We start from the raw sequence: 21701 nt of genomic DNA on the forward strand, positions 1-21701 counted from the left end.
TCGGGGTCGAACATATGTTGATGAAGTGTGCGTTGGTGCTGGGATTGAGCCTCGGGCTCATCGGACAGGGCGGACCGGCTTTCACGGCACCCGACCCCACGTCACCTCCCGTCGCCGTTGAGGCTGCCGCAGACACGAGTGGCGGCTCAGATGCCGGAGCGCAGGCCGAGGCGGAATCGAGCGCGAGCAGCGAGGGGGCGACCTCGACCGCCGAAGCGAACTCCACGGCCGACGCCGACGCGGAGGGTGCCGCTCAGAACGCGGAGGGCGCGGGCACTGCGCAAGGCGGGGCTTCGAGCGACGGCGCAGATGCTGGAAGCGAAGCTGATGCCGACGCAGGTGGTGCGGATGCTTCGGGTCAGGTGGACGGCGGCGTCGATGCCGGAGCGGAAGCTGCAGCCGAGGGGGATGCGAGTGGCCCATCGCCGACGACGCCGCCCGAGGAAGAGGCAACGGATGACGACGTCGAGGAGCTCCCGGAAGAGGCGATCGATGAGAGCCTCGGCGCCGAGCGCTCCAGCCGATCTCTCTCCACGAGGTCGCTGTCGAGCGGGTTCAACGCCGGTTACATCATCTCCGATCAGAACTTCTACAACGGCGGTTCGATGTCGGGATCCCAGATCCAGACATTCTTGAATCAGAAGATCGGGCGCTGCACGATCGGCGACCCGGGGCGAGCACCGGGTTCGCCCTGGGGCAATACGACGCTCGCGTGGTCCTGCTTGAACGGGGCGAAGTGGACGACCGCGAATCGTGCGGCGAATGCGTACTGCAAGGCGTATCGAGGCGGAAGCCAGGAGTCTTCCGGCGCGATCATCGCGAAGGTCTCACAGGCGTGCGGGATCAGCCCCCGCGTGCTGCTGGTGATGCTCGAGAAGGAGCAGAGCCTCATCACCGACACCTGGCCGACGATCCGCCAGTTCAACTATGCGATGGGGTACGCGTGCCCGGACTCCGGGCCGAACAACTCGGCGAACTGCGATCCCAGCCAGACGGGGTTTCCGCAGCAGGTGTACCGCGCCGCCTGGCAGCTGAAGGTCTACAAGGCGCACCCGACGAGCTACAACTACCGCCCGTACGCGACGAATACGATCCAATGGCATCCGAACGCCGGGTGCGGAACGTCGCGCGTCTACATCGAGAATTATGCGACTGCAGCGCTCTACATCTACACCCCATACCGGCCCAACCAGGCCGCTCTGAATGCGGGCTGGGGTGAGGGCGACTCCTGCTCAAGCTACGGCAATCGCAACTTCTATCAGTTCTACAAGTCGTGGTTCGGCTCGCCGAACTCCGCCTTCCCGGACGTGCCGCCGGGCTCCAAGTTCTACACGGAGATCGAATGGATGGCGGCGACCGGTCTGAGTACCGGTATCAAGACGTCGGACGGGCGTACTGTGTACAGCCCGAAGGGCGCGGTGACCCGCGAGGCCATGGCGGCGTTCCTCTACCGCCTTGAAGGTGCGAACTACAAGGCACCCGCGAAGTCTCCGTTCGCCGATATGAAGCCCGGGGACAAGTTCTACCGAGAGATCACCTGGATGTACGCCAAGGGGTACTCGACGGGCATCAAACAGGGATCGCAACGGATCTACGCGCCGAAGTCACAAGTCTCGCGAGAGGCGATGGCGGCGTTCATTTATAGACTCCAAGGCGGCAAGTACACCGGACCGGCGAAGTCCCCGTTCGCCGATATGCGTCGCGGCGACAAGTTCTACAACGAGATCACTTGGATGTACGCCCGCGGGTACACGACCGGAATCAACCAGGGCGGCACGCGCATCTACGCACCGAAGAACTCCGTGACGCGCGAAGCGATGGCTGCCTTCATCTACCGGCTCGAGCACTAGGCGAAAACGGGATACTTCGCCCGGGCGGCCGCAAGGATGGCGGCCCGGGCGGCGCGCCGCGTAGCTTTGCGGCACATCCGGAAGTCCCACGCGAACATCTAGCGCGTTGAACAATTGGTTCCGGTCTGGGCTGTCGGACTGTGATGCTCGACTCAGCGCTTGATGGGTTGCAGACGCTCTTCGATCGCAGCAACGACCCGCTTGCTCGCGTTACCATCGCGCAAAGGGTAGAGAGCGCTAATGCGGCGTTTATAGTCCGCGAAACTCGGGTGAGAATGGTCGAGCATGGAGACGAGGTCCGCTTCGAGGCTGTGGAGATCTAGGCTTACTGGGCCAAAGCCATCGCGTGCGTGATCAAAGTATCCTTCTGACCCGATATGTCCCCCTGAGTAGAACTCTTCCCGGTCAAACTGGAAGTAGAGCGTTGGAGCTTCAGCAAATGCGCCTTCGAAAGCCTGGGAGGAGTAGTCCGTGATCACGAGGGATGCGCTCGCGAGGACCGACTGAATGTCATCCCCCACGTAAGAGATGCGATCCATCTCATTCGGGATCTTCAGATCCTTCCAATGCTCGTCAATTCCGGGGTGAGGGAGGAGCACGAAACGAACCTCCTCGCGGCGAATGAGGTCCCGGACCACGGAGCTGTTGAACATCGCGGACCATTCGGTAACGAATCTCGACTCGTGGAAACCCTGCAACCCGTCATCGGAGTTCAGTAGAGGTGCCAAGTATTTGCGCCACGTGGGCATCACAACGACCGTCTTTGTCGTTTCGGTCGAGCGCTTTGCGGCCTCGGAGAGCTTGAAGAGTCGGTCGTGTCTGGGCATTCCAGAAAGAACGGTTTCACGCTCAGACAGTGAGAACGGGGACGGGGAACCAGCTATGAACTCATGTTCGGCCACTGTGGATGTCACAATGTGATCGATCTTCTTCAGATTGAGCCAGCGGTGCACGGAATTGTGGGTGACACCATGTTGGAGGAATGAGAAGATCCACGTTTGCGGAAGGTACTTCCTGGGGAAAGGAGTGACAATGTGTTCATCGAGCATCGACGACGCCAGAACTCTCGCGTGTTTCATGAGGCTGAAGTGCTTCTTAGACCGGTAGGCCGCGAGTTTGAAACCATCCCTCTTGAGCCGCTTCCAGTCTGGTGAATCTCGGTTTATCACGAACCAGGCATTTATATCTGGGCGGTTCTCCATGAGGTACCGATAGAGCGCTTCTCCATTGTCGTTGGCCTGCACATCCCGGTCCATCAGGACCCAGGCGTTACGGAATGCTCGCGCTTGGCCGGAAAACCGGCTCACTCGGAACGCGAGTACATAAGGGAGTCGAGCGCGGAACTGTCTAAAACGAGCTCCGTTGCTGCGCTTCGGTTTTCTCGGCGTCAAGCCAGAGATGACAGGCTGCGGTCCTCGTCCGGGCGGTACTTTCCCTAACGCGCGACCGGTAATTCGAGCTTCAAGTGCGACGCCGTCAAACAAGAAGTCGGATGTTTCGTTCTTCGAAACGAGGCGAAGAGGCTCGAGTGAGTCGACGTCGTTCGACACGTCGGCCCAAACAATGTGTTCGAACACCCACACTTCGTCGAAGAACAGAATCTCCCGGGCTTTACGGTAGGGGGTAAAGACATCTGATTCGCCTCGAACGACGGAGAAAGACTCGTTCACCTGCGAAGAATGGAACACGATCTTCTGCAGCTGTCGCACAGGATCGTAGCGTCGTAGGATTGCAGCCTTTGAAGTAACCCCATCTGCTGCTCGAGCTTCCCAAGCGGCCCGAATATCCAGAGGGGTATTTACCGCACGGAACGATCGAATATTCGTGAGTCCGATTTTCTTGAGCGAAGCGGACGCGAGGTCCGACAGTTCTCGTTGTGACTCCGCCGATATCGAGTACAGCGTCGAATGCATGTGCTGATACTGCGCGAAGAGCCAGTACAGGTCGTACAGCAGAATGTTTGCGAGCCAGAATGGGCAGTCTGGTGACCGCAGGTCTTGCAGTAATGCTAGATGGGCGTACTCGAGAGTAGAAACATAGCGCTCGAAGAGATTCTGCGCCGACTTCTGCAGAGCTGAAGTGCCGTCTCGTCGCACCTTGTAGTAATAATGCGCTTCGCTACAAACGAACACTGAAGTCGAACGCGCCGCAAGCAGATACTCGGCGACAAACTTACCGTCTTCGAGAACTTTCAGTCTCGGATCAAAAGAGACGCCGGAATTTGACAAGACTTCTCGTCGGAAGAACGCCGTATGCACGGCAATCTGAAGGAAATCGGTACTTTCATTCAGGTCGACGACTCGAGAACCATTGGCGTAGCGAAAATCAAGAGGATGGTTGAGCACTCGTGTCTTCTGAGCGTTGCATTGCACGAGGCGCGTCGCGACGAGAGTCACGTCGTTGTTCTGAGCAATCGCTCGGCGCACTTCCTCCAGATATGACGGAGCCAGTTCGTCGTCCGGATCGGGGAAAGATACCCAATCTCCTCTTGCGAGCCCGAGACCGTGGTTCCTTGCTCTACTTACTCCACCGTTTTCAGTGATGGAGATGGTGGAAAGAATTGGAGAGCGTTCTGCCCACTCACGGAGTATCGCCTCGGAGTCTTCCGGGCAACCGTCGACAACGAAGATGACCTCAAGGTCGTCAGCGTCTTGAGCCTGTTCATCCAACGACAGGAGAAAATCGGGCAGGTACTCGCTAACTCTGTAACAAGGAACGATGAGTGACAGAAACGGGCCTTGGTCGGGCTGGGATCGATTGCTCGTCACTCGCACTGATTCCAGTGATCCATGTTCCATGTGGCGCTGTTCCCCGATGCTGGTGAGTGGTCGTTGGTGATCCTCGAAAATTGTAACGTGTACAAGAGGTGTATCAGCGGGGCGTCGACTTGACTACAGCATCGTCCGGTCAACCTCTGCCCGAGAACCGGCACCACCCCAGTATCGTGGGGGAGAGATTCCGAGGGCTCGAACAGGGCTGCCTCGGTGTGTGATCGGTTGAGGAGCTGCGATGGACAACGAGCACGTACCCGACATTTCTGTCATCGTCGTGGTCTACAACGATGCTCCTCATCTCGCGAACGCGGTGGAGTCGGTCCTGGCTCAGGCCGGAGTGTCTCTCGAGGTCATCATCTCGGATGATCATTCGACGGATGCCACTCCCGAGGTCGCGGCAGCGCTCGCGGGTTCGGATCCGCGCGTGACGTATCACCGCCGAGATGAGAACGCCGGCGCTCCGGGCGCCCCGCTCAACGACGGTCTCGACCGTGCCCGAGGCGACTACATCATGTTCCTCGGATCGGATGACGCGCTGGTGCCGGGCGCGTGCGCAGCCCTGCTCACGAAGGCCCGAGCGACGAATGCGGACTTGGTCTCGGCTCAGCTCGTCAGGGTGCTCCTTGCGGAGGACTCACGTCGCCAGCCCTGGTTCCCCGAGCTGCACGCGACAGATCGTTTCGTCGACGCTCTTGAGGCCTATCCGCAACTCGTGCACGACACTCTGACGACGAACAAGCTGTACCGGCGCAGCTTTCTCGAACGCATCGACGCACGCTTTCCCCAGGGCATTTTCTACGAGGATGTCGTGTTCTCGGCAGAGACGCTGGCGCAGGCGCGCGGTATCGCACTGATTCCCGACGAGGTCTACGAGTGGAATGTCTATCCGCGTGACGAACGCGAGTCGATCACCAATCAACGGCACACGCGCCGCAATCTGGAGGATCGGCTGCAGTCGCTCGTGCTCGCCGAGCAGGCATTCGCCGGGTCGGGCGAAGCCGTGCAGCGCGAGTTCGCAGGGAAAGTGCTCACCCACCACCTGAGGTTCTACCTCAACGATCTTCGCGAGGCGGACGACGCATGGGGGGAGTGGGTACTCGAGACGATCCGGCCGCGGCTGGAGATGACGCCGCTCGATGCGTATCGTCGCGGCTTCCTCGGCGACCGCGCGCTGTATGCCGCGGCACTGGAAGGCGACGTCGCCGCAGTGCGCGATGTGCTGCGCGGCAAAGCCGGCGGAGCGCTCGCCGGGCGCATTTACACCGCTGGCGACGAGACGTTCTGGGCGCCTCGCGACCGGGATTCGCGGCCCAGCGGTACGCCGCTCGCGCGAGCGATCTCAGACATTTCGGATCGTGCGCCGAAGCTGAAGCCGCACGCCGCTTTCGACTACCTGTATCTGCTGACGGAGGTGCAGCCGGCGAACGGCGTGATGCGGTTGAGCGGAATCGCGACCGATCCACTCGGTGTGCTCGCAGATCCGCGGTCCTCCGCGTCGCTGCGCATCGCCACCGACTCGGGCAGCGTCGACCTCTCAGTCCCGGTCGTGGTGACGCCGACGCCGGAAGGGGTCTCATGGCATGCCGAGGTGCCGCTCCCCGAGCAGCTCGCTCCGCACGATGGGGAGCCGCGGATGCTCACTCTCAGCGCAGTAGCGGCTGACGGGTCTGAGAACGTCGGGCCGGTGCAGAGCGAGCTCCCCGCTGAGACATCGGTGCCGGATGCCGACGCGGGGAAGAGCTCCGTCTGGGCGCTCGTCGCTGAGCCGCGCGCGGCGGCGAGATTCGTGTTCACAGGCGCGATCGAGCCCTCACCGAAGCGGGTCGTCGTGATCGGTGACGTGAGCTGGCGCGGCAGATACCACCTCGGCGACGAAGCGATGACCGAGGCGGCGATCGCGCAGCTCCAGGCCCGGGGGCTCGAAGTCACGCTCGTCGCCGGCGATCCCGAACTGTCGAGCGCGTTCTACGGGGTGCCGGCGGTTCCGGTCTTCGGATTCGCGACGTGTCGCACGAGCCAGGCGCGCGACGAGCGAGCCCACGCGATTCAGCAGTCGGCGCTCGGAAGAGCGACCGCAGCCGAGCGCGACGCTCAGACCATCGCAGCGGTGAAGTCGGCCGACGCGGTGGTCATCGCCGGGGGCGGCAATATCAACTCGAGCGGTGTGCATCACATCTATGAGCGGTTGATGCTGAAACGCATCGCCGAGCAGGCCGGGGTGCCGCTCTACGTGACCAGTCAGACGGTTGGCCCGCACCTGCTCCCGGAACACCGCGAGCTCGTTCGCGAGATCGCCCAGTACGCCACCGTGTTCGGGGCGCGGGAGCGGGCGACGACGGCGCTGCTGCGCGAGCTCTGCGATGGGCTTGGAACGATCGTGCAGACGGTCGACGATGCCATGCTGCTCGATGCGAGCGAGGATCGCGCGGAGCTCCTCGGCCGCTTCGACCTTCCGGCGGCGTACGCGGTAGGCAGTTTCACCTATCACGCATTCTCGACCGGCCTCTCGCGGGAAGAATACTACCGGGAGCTGGCGAGCATGCTCGACGACGTCGTGGCGACCAACGACATCGAGGTCGTGCTGGTCCCGCACATGGGCGTACTGGGCGTCGAAGCGCAGGCGGGTGTCGACAACGATCAGTTCGGTCACGAACGGATCGTCTCGTACACGACTTCCGGTCGGGTTCGGTCGCTGCCGCTCATCTCGGCCCGAGAGCTCTTCAGCGTCACTGCCGATGCCGCCTTCACCATTTCATCGCGATATCACCCGGTGGTCTTCGGGGCCGCCCTCGGGGTGCCCGCGATCGGCGTGGTGACGAGCTTCTACTCCGCCCTCAGGATGCGCGGGGCTCTGGCGCACGTCGGTATGGAGTCGTTCGCGATCCCGTTCGAGCACTGGTCGCTGTTCGGCCGCCGAGTGCTCGGAGCGCTCTCCGAGCGGCGTGACGCGTTCGCAGCGCACAGCCGGGCGGCGGGGGAGCGCCAGCGTTCCTATCAGAACCGTTGGTGGGATGGCATCGCGGGAAGCATCTCTGGAACGGGGGATGTGCTCCGAGTCGACGTTGCGCCGACCGACGCGTTCGAGTGGACGGACGAGCGGAATGCAGAGCTGCTCGCGGTCGCGCAGGTCGCTCAGGAAGGGACGAACATGTACCGCATGAACAATCTCTTCACGGTCGAGCGTCACGCGAAGCAGCTGAAAGAACTCGAACGCGAGGCGCGAGACGCCCGGAGCGAAGCGGATGCGCTCCGTCGTGAGCTGGCCGAGGTGCGCGCCTTGCTCGCCGAGGTGCGGCACCGGCTGCGTCCACCCGGTGCCGCATTGCGCGACCGCGTGCGGGGCAAGCTCCGCCGGATGCGAGACCGCTAGCTGCGGCAACGGTCTCATGCGATAGCAACTGTTCACTCGAAATTCACGCCGGTGCGCTGACGGCCCCCGATCGTGCCTCCGATGAATGCGGCTCCCGATGCGCGTGGTGCGCGAGCCGCGATAATCGTGGCGGCAGCGGATTGCTGCATGGTGAATTCGGGAGTGACGTGCAGAAATCGAAGCGACGGCAAGGAACGCCACCGCTGGATGCAGCAGACCGGAGCAGGCCCTCGCAACCGGCATCGATCGACGCGTATCTCGCGGACATCGACCGCGCCCCGCTGGAGTGGATCGCCATCGGAGCGAAAATGCTCTCCACGGATCTGCGCGAATCGCTCGAGCGGCGCGCTGCGGGCGACGACGATGCGGGCCTCAGGGTCGCTGCGTCGCTGTTGCGCTGTGTGATCGAGGGGTCGCCTGAGTCGTTCACGGGGGCGGCTCGCGATCTCAGGGGCGCGCTTCGAGTCGTGGATGTCGACGTGTGGCCCCCCGAACTGCGGATGCTCGCCTTCCAAGCCGCTGTTCTCGCCCGTGATGAAGCACTCGTCGCGACGCTCGAACCGTCCGCCTCTGCGCTCTCGAGCGTCACCTGGGCCGCCCGCGCCGACGCCGCCCGAGCGGAGTGGGCCGAGCTGGGCGATGAAGCACCGGGCCTCAGTGAGGGGGCTATCACACGCTGGTGGCGCGTTATTAACGAACCGTTCATCCGGGACGGGCTGGAGCCCTGGGAACTCGAGGCGGGCGCCGACGAGGTCTCCGGAGCAACCGCCATGTTCGGCGCGATTCACGCGCCCCACGTGATCGGATGCAGCGTGGCGGCGCACGAGCAACCGCTCGTGACTGTGGTCGTTCCCACCTACAACCCCGACACGGGGCTCGTGAACACGGTCGAATCGCTCGTGCGGCAATCCTGGCAGCGCCTCGAGATCCTCGTCGTCGACGATGCTTCGATCGCTGGACGCGAGCACATCGAGGCCGTCGCACACCTCGACGAGCGCGTGCGGGTAATCCGGATGGAGCAGAACTCGGGGGCGTACACAGCGCGGAACGCGGGGTTCGCTGCTGCAACGGGCGAGTTCGTGACGGTGCTCGACGCCGACGACATCTCGCATTCGCGCCGCATCGAGTTGCAGGTCGCGCCGTTGTTGGCACACCCGGAGGCGGTCGCGACCGGTATCGCGGGCATTCGCATGTTCGGCAACGGCGAGCTCACGATGTTCGGCTTCTACACGGCCCGGCGCAATTACTCTGCATTCTTGTTTCGGCGCGCTGAGGTGATGGCAGCGCTCGGTCGTTTCGACGATGTGCGCAAGAGCGGTGATGTCGAGTTCCTGGGCCGGTTGCTCGCGCGCTTCGGCGAGCAGGCCGTGATCCGGGTGAGAAAACACCTCAGCATGGTGCAGCTCACTGCCGGTTCCCTCTCGCGCAACGACATCCGATACGTCTGGCTCGCGGGGGACCGGGTGGCGTACTTGCAGCAGTATCGCGGCTGGCACCGACAGCTGGAGAACGCGCGGGATCCCGACGCGTTCGTGCGGGCGATCGCTGCTGAGCGCAGCTTCGTGGCGCCCGCCGCGTACCTCGGAGAAGCGCCGTGCACTCGATTCGAGTTCGCAGTGCTGCAGGACTGGGCCGAAGCCGCACGCGGGCTCGAACGCGCTGCATTGCTCGCGCGCGTGCCCGAGCTCGCGGGCGGGCCGGTGGCGCTCCTGCACGGCGTTCATCCGCGGCTCAGCCGACCGGCTCGCGACCTGGTGGCGGCGTCGACGTGGGACTGGATCGAATCGGGATCGGCGGAGTGGCTGCCGTGGGCGCGCGATGCCGACATCGAGAGGCTCATCGTCGCCGATCCGGCCTACCTGCTCGCCCTGCCAGCTGCCGCCCACGTCGGCGCACGCGTGGCGGCGGTGAGCATTCTGATGCCCCCGACCGCGTCGGGTGCGGACACTCGCGAGGCCAGTCTGGCGCGAGATGAACTCGCAGCGATCTGCGTGCGGCACTTCGGCGTAACCCCCGACTGGAACGAACAAGAGAGCGCAACGTGACGAAACGAAAGATCGCCGTACTGGCGTTCATCGGAACCGAGGCGGTGCTGCTCACCGCGGCACTCCTGATGCAACTCCTCGGTCTGCCGTGGCCGGCGCTGCTCGTGACGGCGACTGCCATCGGGGTGATGGCCCTTGCGCTCGCCGCCGTCTGGCGCCGACTCGAAGCGAAGGATGCCGCGATGCTCGATGCGCTGCACCACCTGACGCATCGCCTCGATGCCGGGCAGGTCGGCGCATCGCACGAGTCGGCGGATGAACCAGCGATCCTCATCGGTCGCGCAGCCGGGATCCGCCAACCCGTCTCCACGTCGCACCGCGAGCAGGAACGCCTGCTGTTCGGGCCGAGTGCGACGCGCGGCAGCGAGGCACCCCGCACGTCCGGCGCCGTTGCGGTGTTCGGGAACCGGGAGCGCTATGACGCGGCGCTGCCGGCCGCTTGGGCGAGCGATGTGCAGCTCGTCCCCGGTGTGCTCGCGGGCCAGGCGGCAGATGCGAACGCCACGATCGTGCTGTGCGATTCGGCGGTCTTCTCGGAGGCTCCGTGGAACCGTGCGATCGATGCGGCGGGAACGTGGCTCGTGCAGGAACTCGAACGACTGAAGCTGTGGGCCGATGGCAGCGGCGCCCTGCTCGTCTTCTTCGATCACGCAGACATGCCGGTCGGGGTGAACACCGCGACGGTGCGCAGCTTCTTCCATCTGGTCATCTCGGGCGACACCCCTGAAACGGTGGAAGGCGCCCCGGCCCCGGCCATTCTCCGCGAGTTGCATCAATTGCACGGCGCGCTCGCAGCACACCGAAATGGAGCAGGAACCCTGTGAACGCCACGACAGAATCCCGACGGCTCAGCGTGCTGCTCTGCAGCGCCGTCGACCCGAACTTCATCGATGGCGCTGTCGTGCAACTGGTCTCACTCGCCGAAGTACTCACGCTCGCCGGCTTCGACGTCGCCGTGCAACTGCGCGGGCGCATCGAGGATCGCGAATCGCGCCTCACACAGGATCTGGTGCGCATCCCCGGACTCACCATCCTCGAGCCGGAGATCGAAGAGGTCGAATCGAGAAACGGTTTGCTGTCGTACAAGCAGGTCGCCGAGCGGGCGCGCCGGTACGTGCGCAGCACCAAATGCGATCTCGTCATCGTGCGAGACCTGCAGTTGAACCTCGCGTTCCTCGACATCCAGGCACTCCGCGGGCGGCTGTGCCCCTACCTCACGAACATCCCCGAGAACCTCGCAGACATGACACCGCGCATGCGCGAGCAGATCGCCGACGTCGCCGCGCAATCGCGCATCTTCTTCGTGCAGACGGAAGAGGCGCGCTCCTTCCTCGAAGCCGAGTTCCCGCAGATCGCGGGCAAGACCGCGCTGATGCACCCGATGATTCCCGACGCGGCGTTCTTGCCGCTCGAGCCGAAACCCTTCTCCGACCCCTCCGTGCCGCTCGAACTCGTCTATTCAGGCAAGTTCAAGTACGAATGGAAGACGCTCGAAATGGCGCAGCTTCCCGCACGAGCGCGGGAGCGCGGAATGGCGCTCGACGTCGTGTTCATGGGCGACAAATTCATGAGCACCCCGGTGGATGCCGAGTGGGTGGGTCGCATGCGTGCGGCCCTGGAGGGGACGGACGACGTCACCTGGCTCGGCGCAGTCGGCCGGGAGGAGAGTGTGCGCCGGGTGTCAGAGGCTGCGTGCGGGCTCAGCTGGCGAGACATCAGTGTCGATATGAGCAGCCAGCTCTCCACGAAAGTGCTGGAGTACGCGGCGGCGGGTACGCCGCCGCTACTTCGCCGCAACTCGTCGCATGAGGCACTGCTCGGCGCGGACTACCCGCTCTTCATCGAAGGCGACGACGTGCTGCCGACGCTCGAGAGGCTCGACGTCGACCGTGCGCTGCTCGAGATCGGGCGACGTCAAGCGCAGGCCGCCGTGCGCGCCTACAGCTTCACCGTCAGGGCTGAGAAGTTGCGCGAATCGATCACTCGAGTGTTCTCCCGGCACTCCGTGTTCGGGGAACGGAGAGCCCGGACGAGACTCCTCATCGCGGGTCACGACTTCAAGTTCCTCGGGGAACTGATCGACTTCTGGAGCCGGGACCCGAGCATCGAGCTGCTCTTCGACAAGTGGGAGGGGCCGAAAGCCGGTCGTGGCTCCCTCGACACGGAGACGATCGCGACCGCCGACATGATCTTCTGCGAATGGGCGACGAACAACGCCGTCTGGTATTCGAAGCACAAGCTGGAGCATCAGAAACTCATCGTGCGCATGCATCGCTTCGAGATGTTCGGCGACTGGCCGGCACGGTTCGACGTCGACGCCATCGACGCCTTCGTGGTGATCGCTCCGCACATCGGCGAACGGATGATCGCAGGCACCGAGATCGATCCCTCGCGCGTGCACCTCATTCCCAACTCCATCGATGCGCTGGATTTCGATCGCCCCAAAGTCGCAGACGCCCGGTTCCAGATCGGTATGGCGGGGATCGTGCCGATCCGAAAGCGACCTGACCGTGCATTCGCACTGCTCCGCGAGCTTCGCGCTCACGACGAGCGGTACACCTTGCATCTGCGCGGTCGCCTCCCGAGTTCGTACCGGGACTTCGAGAAGAGCGGCTTCTTCCGGGTGTATTACCAAGACCTCTTCGCGCAGATCACGCAGCCGGGCGAACTCTTCGGCGGCGTGCTGCACGATCGTTTCGGACCCGATATGGCGAACTGGTTCCGCCGGGTGGGCTGGGTGCTCTCGCCCTCCACCGATGAGGGATCGCACCAGGCTGTTGCCGAGGGAATGGCATCGGGCGCTGTGCCGGTGCTCTGGAACTGGGAGGGAGCGTCGGGCTCCTACCCGCCAGCTCATGTCTTCGAAGACGATCCCGGACGTATCGCCCGGCACATCATCGACACGGTCGAGAGCGGGAGCTGGCAGACGCAGGCCGATGCGGCCAAGGCGTTCGTCGCTCGATACGACGTCGAAACGGTGCACGTGCGCTGGACACGACTCTTCCGCACACTCGTCGAGAATTGAAAGGCGTTCGCATGTCAGCTCGCATCATCCACATCACCGGTGCCCGACCCAATTTCCCGAAGGCCGCACCCGTGATGCGCGCACTCGACGAACTGGGCATGGACCAGATGCTCGTGCACACGGGGCAGCACTACGACGACAAGCTCTCAGAGATCTTCTTCCGGCAACTGCATCTGCGGAAGCCCGACATGTCACTCGGGGTCGGATCGGGGTCGCACGCGCAGCAGACCGCCGCGATCATGGTCGCACTGGAAGCCGTGTTCATGGAGCACGCTCCGGAACTCGTCGTCGTGTACGGCGATGTCAATTCCACCTTGGCGGCCGCGCTGGTCGCATCGAAGCTCGGTATCAGGCTCGCTCACGTGGAGGCCGGACTGCGCAGTTTCGATCGTGGCATGCCTGAGGAGATCAACCGGATCCTCACGGATTCGGTCTCCGACCTGCTGTTCACCACGAGCGCCGACGCGAATGCGCACCTCGGACGCGAAGGCGTGCCAGAGGAGAAGATCTTCTTCGTCGGGAACCCGATGATCGATACCCTGCTCTCGAGCGCAGACCGGTTCGACGCGGGCGCCGTGCTCTCGGGTATCGGCTTGCGCGCGACCGATCCATACCTCGTCGCCACGCTGCACCGGCCCGCGAATGTGGACGATCCTGCGTCGCTCACAGGTCTCGTCGATGCGCTCGTCGAGTGCGCAGCGATCGCCCCGATCGTGCTGCCCATGCACCCCCGCGGCGCCCGTGCATTCGCTGCAACGGGAATCCTCGCGGAGCCCGGCATCCACGTGATCGATCCGCAGGGATACCTCGAATTCATGGGGCTCGTGCGCGGTTCCCGCGCGGTCATCACCGACTCGGGCGGAGTGCAGGAGGAGACGACGATGCTCGGCGTTCCGTGCCTCACCCTGCGCCCGAATACCGAACGCCCCGTCACCATCTCCGACGGCACGAACACGCTGGTGACCGCCGAGACCGTGGCGAGCACGCTTCGCGAGCGCCTCGCATCGGCTGAGCACGCGCACCGACGCACGCCGCCGCTCTGGGATGGGCACGCAGGTCGCCGGATCGCCCGCATCATCGGCGAGCAGGTGGCATGAGGCGGCGACTGGGCGCACTCGCTGCGCGACTCCCGAAGCGCCGCATCGGCATCGCCCTGCTCGGAGTGCTCGTCTGCGGCGCGATCGTCGCCGCCCTTCTGGGATCGCCGGTCGCAGCCGTAGCGCTCGGCGCCGCGGCCGTGTGCGTCGGCGTCGCTGCGGGAGTATGGATCTGGCGTCGAAGGCGCGCACGTGTGCGCGAAGCACAGCGCGAACTGGCTGCCTCTCTCGCACCGCGCACGCGCATCGGCGCGCTCGACCGTTACGGGTATGCCGCGATCCTGCGCCGATCACCCTGGGTGCTGCTCCGACTCGGCGCACGCTACCGATCGAGCGCCGCCGTCGATCTCCTCGCCCGTCGGGCATCTCGGGGGCAGCTGGACTGGTCGGGTCTGCAGCGCGCATTGCTCGGCAAGCAACTCGGTCCGCTCCCCGACGGATGGTGGATCAAGGAGATCCTCGCTGGGGCGTACCTCGCGATGATGCTCGAGGATTCGCCTGAGCGCACCGACGCAGCGCGGGCGGCGACGCATCTCGCACTCGACTTGGGAGAAACGGACGCGTTCGGGGCACAGCCGCAGCTCTCCTGGGCATTCCAGGCCGCCGTCGCGACGCGGGATCGCGGCCTCGTCGAACGGCTCGCCGCATTCGAAGCCGTGTACCCGGAAGCGCTGTGGGCGGCCCGGCTCGACCTCGTCGCCGATCCGGGGAGCGCGGAGTGGCGCACCCGATTCGACGAGATCACGCAGCGGTCGGAAGTGGAGGCGTGGTGCTTCGACCCGCTGAAGGGGCAGACCCTGTTCGCCGGATTGCGCGCGCCTGAAGTCGCAGCATCGGTTGAGACGGGTCTCGGTTCTGTGACTGTCATCGTGCCCACATTCAACCCCTCTGCCTCATACCTCCGAACGATCGAATCGTTGACGCGGCAGTCGTGGCGGGATCTGGAGATCGTGATCATCGACGACGCTTCGGAGCATGGTCGGGAGTACATCTCGCAGGCAGCAGCGTCGGACCCCCGCGTGCGAGTGATCCGGCGTGAAGCGAATGGAGGTGCCTACCGCGCGCGAAACGCGGGGCTGCGCGCCGCGACAGGCGAGTTCGTCACGGTGGTCGATGCCGACGATCTCGCGCACCCCAGGCGTATCGAAGCCCAGCTCCGTCCGTTCCGGGATCGCCCCGAGGTCATTGCGACGCTCTCCCGAGCTGTGAGACTCACTGTTGATGGGAAGGCGACGCTGATCGGCTTCACCCCGGAGCGTATGAACACCTCGTCACTGCTCTTCCGGCGGCGAGAGGTCGTCGACCTGATCGGTTACTACGATGATGTGCGCAAGGCCGGGGACACGGAGTACATGGACCGCATGCGGGCGATGATGCCGGAGCGGAGCATTGTCGAACTGCCGGCGCATCTGGGTCTCACCCAGCTGACGCCGGGGTCGCTCTCGCGCGGGGACTTCAAGCCCGGCAATTGGCACTCGGGCGACCGGGTGGCGTATCGGAAGCAGTTTCGAGGATGGCACGCGGATGCGGTGGCGCACGAACGATCGCTTCGGGTTGAGATCGACGGTGCGCCGGCCTTCGCCGCGCCCGCTCGCCTGCGCGGGACTCCCGCAGGCGGACCGCTGCGGCTCGCAGTGCTGCGGGACTGGGCGCCGGCCGTCGAGCGGTTCGACGACTGGGCGGGGGCGCTTCGACACCTGGCCGGAGCGATGTCCGGCCCCATCGGACTGGTGAACGGGGCACACCCCCGCCACTCGTCGCATCGGCATGAATCGGTGCGGCACGAAACCTGGCAGCTGGTCGAAGACGGCGCCGCCGAGTGGGTCGCGTGGGCCGAGACCCGCCACGTGCACACGCTGGTGGTGACCGACCCCGAGTATCTGCTGCTGCTTCCAGATCGAACGGAGATCGGGCTCACGGTCGAGCGCCTCCTCGTCGTGGTCGAGCATCCGGTCAATCTCGAAGGGAGACGCGCGGCGTTCGTCGATCGCGCGCTGCTCACCGGTGCTGCGCATCGCGCCTTCGACGTGTCGCCGGAGTGGGTGGTCGGTGCTGGCCTCTCGGAGGCCGAGGTGCTGACCGTCGGGAATGAGGCGAACCGCGCGGTATTCGTACGCGCCGACCAGCACGGGGCCGGGGTGTCAACGGAGGCGTCCCGATCTGAGATGGTCACGATCGGCTTGGTCAACGCCGGACTGCCCGACATGCCGCGACTGCATGAGCGGTGGTTGGTCGAGCACCTCGGCGGGGCAGGGCGTCGTGTACTGCTCGAGGGAGCCGCTTCGCCTGCCGCCGAGGTCATCAGCCGGTCGACGATACTCGTGATCGACCCCTTCGACCGCCGCGCCGCGCTCCGGCACGACCTCGTCTGGCAGGCGTTCCGCGCGGGATCCGTCGTCGTCGCCCCCCAGCGTTATCGAGATGTCTACGGCGCCACGATACTGCCCGGCGGAACCGAAGAGATCCGGAGCACGCTGCAGCTCCTGATGGAGAGCCCGGGCGCTCTCGCCGGGCACCGGGAAGCGATCGGGCGAACGCTCGACGCGCATGATGCGAGAGCGCTTCTGCCGGTGCTCTGAATGATGCGGCTGAGCTAGAGGCGGTGAATGTTGGCGCCCCGCAGGCTGTTGCGGGTGTCGAACACGGGAAGCCCCGTGTCCACGAGCAGCCGAAGGTCGATGTCGGAGTGATCGGTCACCACGATCGCCATGTCCGCTCCCGCGATGGTCTCCGCCGTGAGATCGACGCGCGTAGCGTCGGCGGGCCAGCGGTGCGCCTCGACGTGGCTGTCGACGCCGAGCACCTCGGCGCCGTAGCTCTTCAGCAGTTCGATCACGCGGAGCGCGGGCGATTCACGCGAGTCACCCGAGTCCTTCTTGTACGCGACTCCGATCAGTAGCACCTTCGATCCTCGAAGCGCTTTGCCGTGATCGTTCAAGATGTGCATCGCGCGCTGCACGACGTGGTCGGGCATGTGCTCATTGACATCATTCGCCAGTTCGACGAAGCGGAAGTTGCGCCCGAGTTCGGTCCGCACTTTCCACGAGAGGTAGCTCGGGTCGATCGGCAGGCAGTGACCGCCCACTCCCGGGCCGGGGGTGAACTTCATGTACCCGAAGGGTTTCGTCGAGGCGGCGTCGATCGACTCCCACACGTTGACGCCGAGTTCGTGCGCGAATACGGCGAGCTCATTGACGAGCGCGATGTTGACGTGACGGAAGGTGTTCTCGAGCAGTTTGGCCATCTCGGCCTCGCGCGGTGAGCTCACCGCCACGGTGCGATCGACGAGAGTGGAGAAGAGCCCGTCCACTTTGTCGAGAGACCGGTCGTCGATCCCCGAAACGATCTTCGGGGTCGTTCGGAAGGTGAACTTCTGGTTTCCCGGGTCAATGCGCTCCGGGCTGTATCCGACATGGAAGTCCTGCCCGGCGCGCAAGCCCGAACCCTGTTCGAGGATCGGCACGAGCAACTCCTGCGTGGTTCCTGGATACGTTGTGGATTCGAGCACGACCGTCGCGCCCGGCGTGATGTGCTCGGCCAGCGATGCGCCGGAGCTCTCGATGAAGCTGAGATCCGGCATCGAGTCCTTCAACGGTGTCGGCACCGTCACCACAGCGAAGTCGAACCCGACGGCCTCCGCGTAATCGGTGGTCGCACGGTACCGGCCGGTCTGGCCGGCGGCTGCCAGCGACGCGTCGGAGATGTCTTCGACGTAGGATTCGCCACGGTTCAACGCATCGATACGACGCTGATCGAAATCGATGCCGACGACGTCGTACCCGGCCTCCACCGCGCGAACGGAGAGGGGCAGGCCGACGTAGCCCTGGCCGATGACGACGAGTTTGGGTGCCTGAGAGTTGCTCACTCGCGTCAGCCTAGGTATGCCACAAAAACGACCGATGAACGGAAGATAGACGTTTGTTGCCCCTTGCTAGATTGAACTCGAGCGATAGGTGGAAGCGAGAGGAGGCGCGGTGACGACTGCAGCGCCACGGGCGTATTCGAACTTCGACGACAGCTCTGAGAACGCCCGCCGACCGCACACGTCGCTCGTCGTGGCCTGCTACCGCGTCGAGCAGTACCTGCCTGAATTTCTCGCATCGCTCGACGAGCAGGCCGTGGATCATGGCGGCTACGAGCTCATATTCGTGATCGACGGCTGCCCCGAGCGGTCGGAAGACGTCGTGCGATCGTGGTCGGTCGTCACCGACTTCGCGGTGCGCATCATCGTCCAGGAGAACGGCGGGGTGGCATCCGCCAGGAACACGGGACTTGATCACGCGCGCGGAACCTGGGTGTCGTCGCCGGACCCCGACGACCGGCTGTCCCGGCACTACCTCGCGTCGATCGAGGCGGCTCGGGCCGCCCACCCGGATGCCCGCATGTTCGTCGGCCGCATTCGTCTGCTCGATCCGGCTGGAGCGTCGGTTCGGCATCCGCTCGATGGGAAGTACCGCAGCGATGGAGTGCGTCTCGTCGATCTCGAGGACGATCCCGAAGATATCCACACGCTCGGCGGCGTCGTCTTCTTCGACCGGCGAAGGATCACCGAGCTGGGTCTGAGGATGCACGAAGGTCTTCCCACGGCCTCCGACGCCGATTTCATCATGCGGTACCTGCTCGCGACCGGAGCGCAGTACGTGCTCGTCCCGGGCGCCGAGTACTTCTACCAACGCCGCGCCGACGACTCGTCGATCGTGAAGACGCAGGAGCGCAATATCGAGCGCTTTCGCATCGTGTTCGGTGTCACGCATCGGGCGCTGCTCGAAGCCGCAGGGCCCGACTGCCCCAGGTGGCTCGCCAATACGCTGCTCTATTTCACGTCGTATCTGTTCCGCCGGAATCTGCAACGCGATTCTCCGGTGTACGACACGGATCGGACCGTGCTCCGTGAGATCGCTGCCGCGCTCCGGGCGAACCTCGGCAGAATCGGGGCGGCGCACATCGAGCGCTTCAGCCTCGTCGCGATCCCCACCGAGATTCGGATGGCTTGGCTCGCCGCGGCGCTCGAAGGCGAACGGCCGCTCGGAGATCATCGTATGCGTACGCCAGTGCAGCTGCTCTTCGCGAGCAGAAGCACGCTCCGCGTCGCCCTGTACGCTCCGTCGGGAGACAGCACGAGCACGTATGACGTGCACGGCGGCGAGCTCATCGACTGCAAGGTTCGCGGCGTCGAGTTTCTCGGTGAGTACTGGGTGGACCAGCATGTGCTGCTGGTGCGTTCGCACCGGCCCGATGAGGTGCGGGTCTCGGCATTCTCCGACGCCGGACTGATGTTCGCGGGAGAACCAGTCGGTGAGGAGGAGATACGCCAGCGTCTCGATCTCGTCCCGGCCGGCGGGGGAGTGACCCGGCAGCATCAACCGTCGCCCGTCTCGCCGGTCCGCCACGCGGGTCGACGCCTGCAGCGCCTGCTCCGCCGGACGAGTTATTCGGTTCCGCTTCGCGTGAGCCGTCTGCTCGGCAGTGGCGTACGGCTGGACGGAGTGTGCGTCGTCGACCTTCGCGGACCGTGCGACGAGGCGCGCGTGCGCGAGATCGCGCATCGGATCCGTGCTTCCGCCACCGCTCCAACCTGGAGTGTCGGCGAACCGGTGCGCCATCCGCTTCGGCGCTTGCACGGCCTTGTGCGGCACCGTGTCGGCAGGGGCAGCCGCGAGCACTTCGTACTGATGAAGCACGCCGACGCGTACGTGAGTGATCGGCTCGAGGTCGTCACCCGCGTCCCGTTCCCCGACGATCTGCTCGAGGCGAACTGGCGGTCGGTCTACGTAGCGGAGACGATCGAGGATCGGGACTACCGCGTGCTGAACCCGGCCCGAATCGATCACGTCGTGGTCGCATCAGTCGGTGCTCAGCGGCTGCTTATCGCGCATGGCGGGGACTACCGCTTCGCCCGAAGCGAGGTATCCGCGCTCACCGCACCAGGTTCATCTCCCGGCGAATCGTAGTTCTCTCCCCGTTCACATCGTCTCGTTAGGCTGCGAAGGTCGCATGCATACAGGTCGAACATGGGAGGGTCATGCAGGTCGTCGTCGTCGGTGATCTCGCCTGGGAAGGCCGCTATCACCTCGGTGACGAAGCCATGTCAGAGGTCGTGCTCGATCAGCTGCGCGCTCGCGGTGACACGGTGACCTGTATCGCCGGGGACCCGGAGATCACGCAGCGCTTCTACGGCGTCGCCGCGGTCCCGCGACTCGGGTTCCGGGGGCTGTCGCGGACGGAACAGGAACGACTGCTCGACGACCTCGTGTCGGCGGCGGCCGGCCGAGCGGCCGATCCGTGCGGAACGCGCCGCACGCTCGACGCCTTGCGCGCGGCCGACGCCGTCGTGATCGCGGGCGGCGGCAATCTCAACTCGATCGGCATCCACCATGTCTTCGAGCGGGTCGCCGTGAAACGCATTGCCGAGCAGCTCGGTGTTCCGCTCTATGTGACGAGCCAGACCGTCGGCCCCCACCTGCGGGACGCCGAGCGTGCTCTCGTCGCCGAGATCGCCCGCTACGCTCGGGTCTTCGGGGTGAGGGAACGCAGCTCGGCCGCGCTCATGCGCGGGCTCTGCGGCACCGACGCCCGCATCATCCAAACGCTCGACGACGCTCTTCTCCTCGAACCCGGCCCCGTGTCCGTCGATCTGCCCACAGCCGGCCGATACGCGGTGGCGAGCTTCACGTTCCACGCGAAGACCACCGCGCTGCACGCCGACGATTACTATCGCGAACTCGCGGCGATCCTCGATCAGCTCTCGGCGCAACTGGACGTCGATGTGCTGCTGCTGCCGCACATGAGCACGTTCGAAGTGTCGAACGCACTCGGCGTCGAAGACGATGTGTACGGGCACACCCGCATCGTCGACTTCTCGCGTTCCGGGCGTCTCCGTGCCGTACCGTTGCTGCCTGCGCGAGCGCTCCTGTCCGTCACGGCGAACGCCGAGTTCTCGGTATCGACGCGGTATCACCCGCTCATCTTCGGCGCGGCGCTCGGAGTGCCGGCGCTCGGCATCGTCACCAGCTACTATTCGGCGATCCGTATGCGCGGCGCGCTCGCGAATGTCGGGATGGAAGACTTCGCGATCCCGTTCGAGCACTGGAGATCCAGTTTCGCACCGGATCTGATCGAGGCGCTGCGCACCCGGCTCCCCGAGTTCCGCGAGCACTTGCGCGCGGCTGGAACGGCAGGTCGCGAGCACCAGCAGCGGTGGTGGGACGAGTTGAGTGCGAGCATGCACGAAGGGCGTTCCGTCGCGTATGCCGATGTCGCTGCCCCGACTCCCGTGCACTGGGGCGACTCGCGAATGCAGGAGTCGCTGGCCCTGGCGCGCGGGGCTCAGGAGTTGACCCACCTGGATCGGCTGAACGCCCTGATGGATGATGAGCAGCAGCGTCAGCACAATTGCGACACCGATTTCCGGCTGGAGCGGCTCGAAGAGGAGCTCGCGCATCTGCGTCGCACCGTCGCCGAGGTGCGGCATCGGCAGCGGCCGCCCGGCGCGGGATTGCGGGATGCAGTGCGTCGGAAGATCGCGAGCGGGAGAACCTGA

At 64.8% G+C, this 21701-nt stretch carries 11 protein-coding genes; 9 read left to right on the forward strand and 2 right to left on the reverse strand.

Annotation, left to right across the window (positions count from 1 at the left end; all coding sequences use genetic code 11):
• The first annotated feature begins 20 nt into the window (after positions 1–20).
• Positions 21–1850 (forward strand): S-layer homology domain-containing protein, encoded by a 1830-nt coding sequence (locus JE033_RS13920; RefSeq protein ID WP_200332401.1) that lies wholly within the window; start codon positions 21–23, stop codon positions 1848–1850.
• A 152-nt stretch (positions 1851–2002) separates the two neighbouring features.
• Here JE033_RS13920 and JE033_RS13925 read toward each other — a convergent pair whose 3' ends face one another.
• On the reverse strand, positions 2003–4648 hold the full coding sequence (locus JE033_RS13925; protein ID WP_200332403.1) for a CDP-glycerol glycerophosphotransferase family protein: 2646 nt from the start codon (positions 4646–4648) through the stop codon (positions 2003–2005).
• Between the two features lie 211 nt (positions 4649–4859).
• Here JE033_RS13925 and JE033_RS13930 point away from each other — a divergent pair, with 211 nt between their 5' ends.
• The 6 genes from JE033_RS13930 to JE033_RS13955 all read left to right on the forward strand — a co-directional run bounded on the left by JE033_RS13930 (position 4860) and on the right by JE033_RS13955 (position 16740).
• Positions 4860–7994, forward strand: a complete 3135-nt coding sequence (locus JE033_RS13930) for a glycosyltransferase (protein WP_200332405.1) — start codon at positions 4860–4862, stop codon at positions 7992–7994.
• Positions 7995–8161: 167 nt separating this feature from the next.
• Positions 8162–10039, forward strand: a complete 1878-nt coding sequence (locus tag JE033_RS13935) for a glycosyltransferase family 2 protein (protein ID WP_200332407.1) — start codon at positions 8162–8164, stop codon at positions 10037–10039.
• Positions 10036–10863 (forward strand): hypothetical protein, encoded by an 828-nt coding sequence (locus tag JE033_RS13940; RefSeq protein WP_200332409.1) that lies wholly within the window; start codon positions 10036–10038, stop codon positions 10861–10863. The genes JE033_RS13935 and JE033_RS13940 overlap by 4 nt, the downstream gene beginning before the upstream one ends.
• Complete coding sequence (locus JE033_RS13945; RefSeq protein WP_200332411.1) at positions 10860–13064, forward strand: hypothetical protein; 2205 nt, start codon at positions 10860–10862, stop codon at positions 13062–13064. The genes JE033_RS13940 and JE033_RS13945 overlap by 4 nt, the downstream gene beginning before the upstream one ends.
• 11 nt (positions 13065–13075) lie before the next feature.
• Complete coding sequence (wecB, locus tag JE033_RS13950; RefSeq protein WP_200332412.1) at positions 13076–14161, forward strand: non-hydrolyzing UDP-N-acetylglucosamine 2-epimerase; 1086 nt, start codon at positions 13076–13078, stop codon at positions 14159–14161.
• Positions 14158–16740, forward strand: coding sequence for a glycosyltransferase family A protein (locus JE033_RS13955; RefSeq protein ID WP_200332413.1), 2583 nt, complete (start codon positions 14158–14160; stop codon positions 16738–16740). Before wecB ends, JE033_RS13955 begins: the two co-directional genes overlap by 4 nt.
• Positions 16741–16754: 14 nt before the next feature.
• Here the strand turns inward: JE033_RS13955 and JE033_RS13960 are convergent, their stop codons facing one another.
• On the reverse strand, positions 16755–18026 hold the full coding sequence (locus JE033_RS13960; RefSeq protein ID WP_200332414.1) for a nucleotide sugar dehydrogenase: 1272 nt from the start codon (positions 18024–18026) through the stop codon (positions 16755–16757).
• A gap of 109 nt (positions 18027–18135) precedes the next feature.
• On the opposite strand from JE033_RS13960, the gene JE033_RS13965 reads away from it, so the two are divergent.
• Together JE033_RS13965 and JE033_RS13970 are read left to right on the forward strand one after the other, a co-directional pair.
• The gene (locus JE033_RS13965; protein WP_200332415.1) at positions 18136–20112 is read left to right on the forward strand and encodes a glycosyltransferase family 2 protein; all 1977 of its coding nucleotides are present in this window, start codon (positions 18136–18138) and stop codon (positions 20110–20112) included.
• 71 nt (positions 20113–20183) lie between these two features.
• Positions 20184–21701: a polysaccharide pyruvyl transferase family protein gene (locus JE033_RS13970; protein WP_200332416.1), complete on the forward strand. Its 1518-nt coding sequence runs from the start codon at positions 20184–20186 to the stop codon at positions 21699–21701.

The organism is Leucobacter sp. L43 (genome assembly GCF_016597785.1).
Lineage (GTDB): Bacteria > Actinomycetota > Actinomycetes > Actinomycetales > Microbacteriaceae > Leucobacter > Leucobacter alluvii.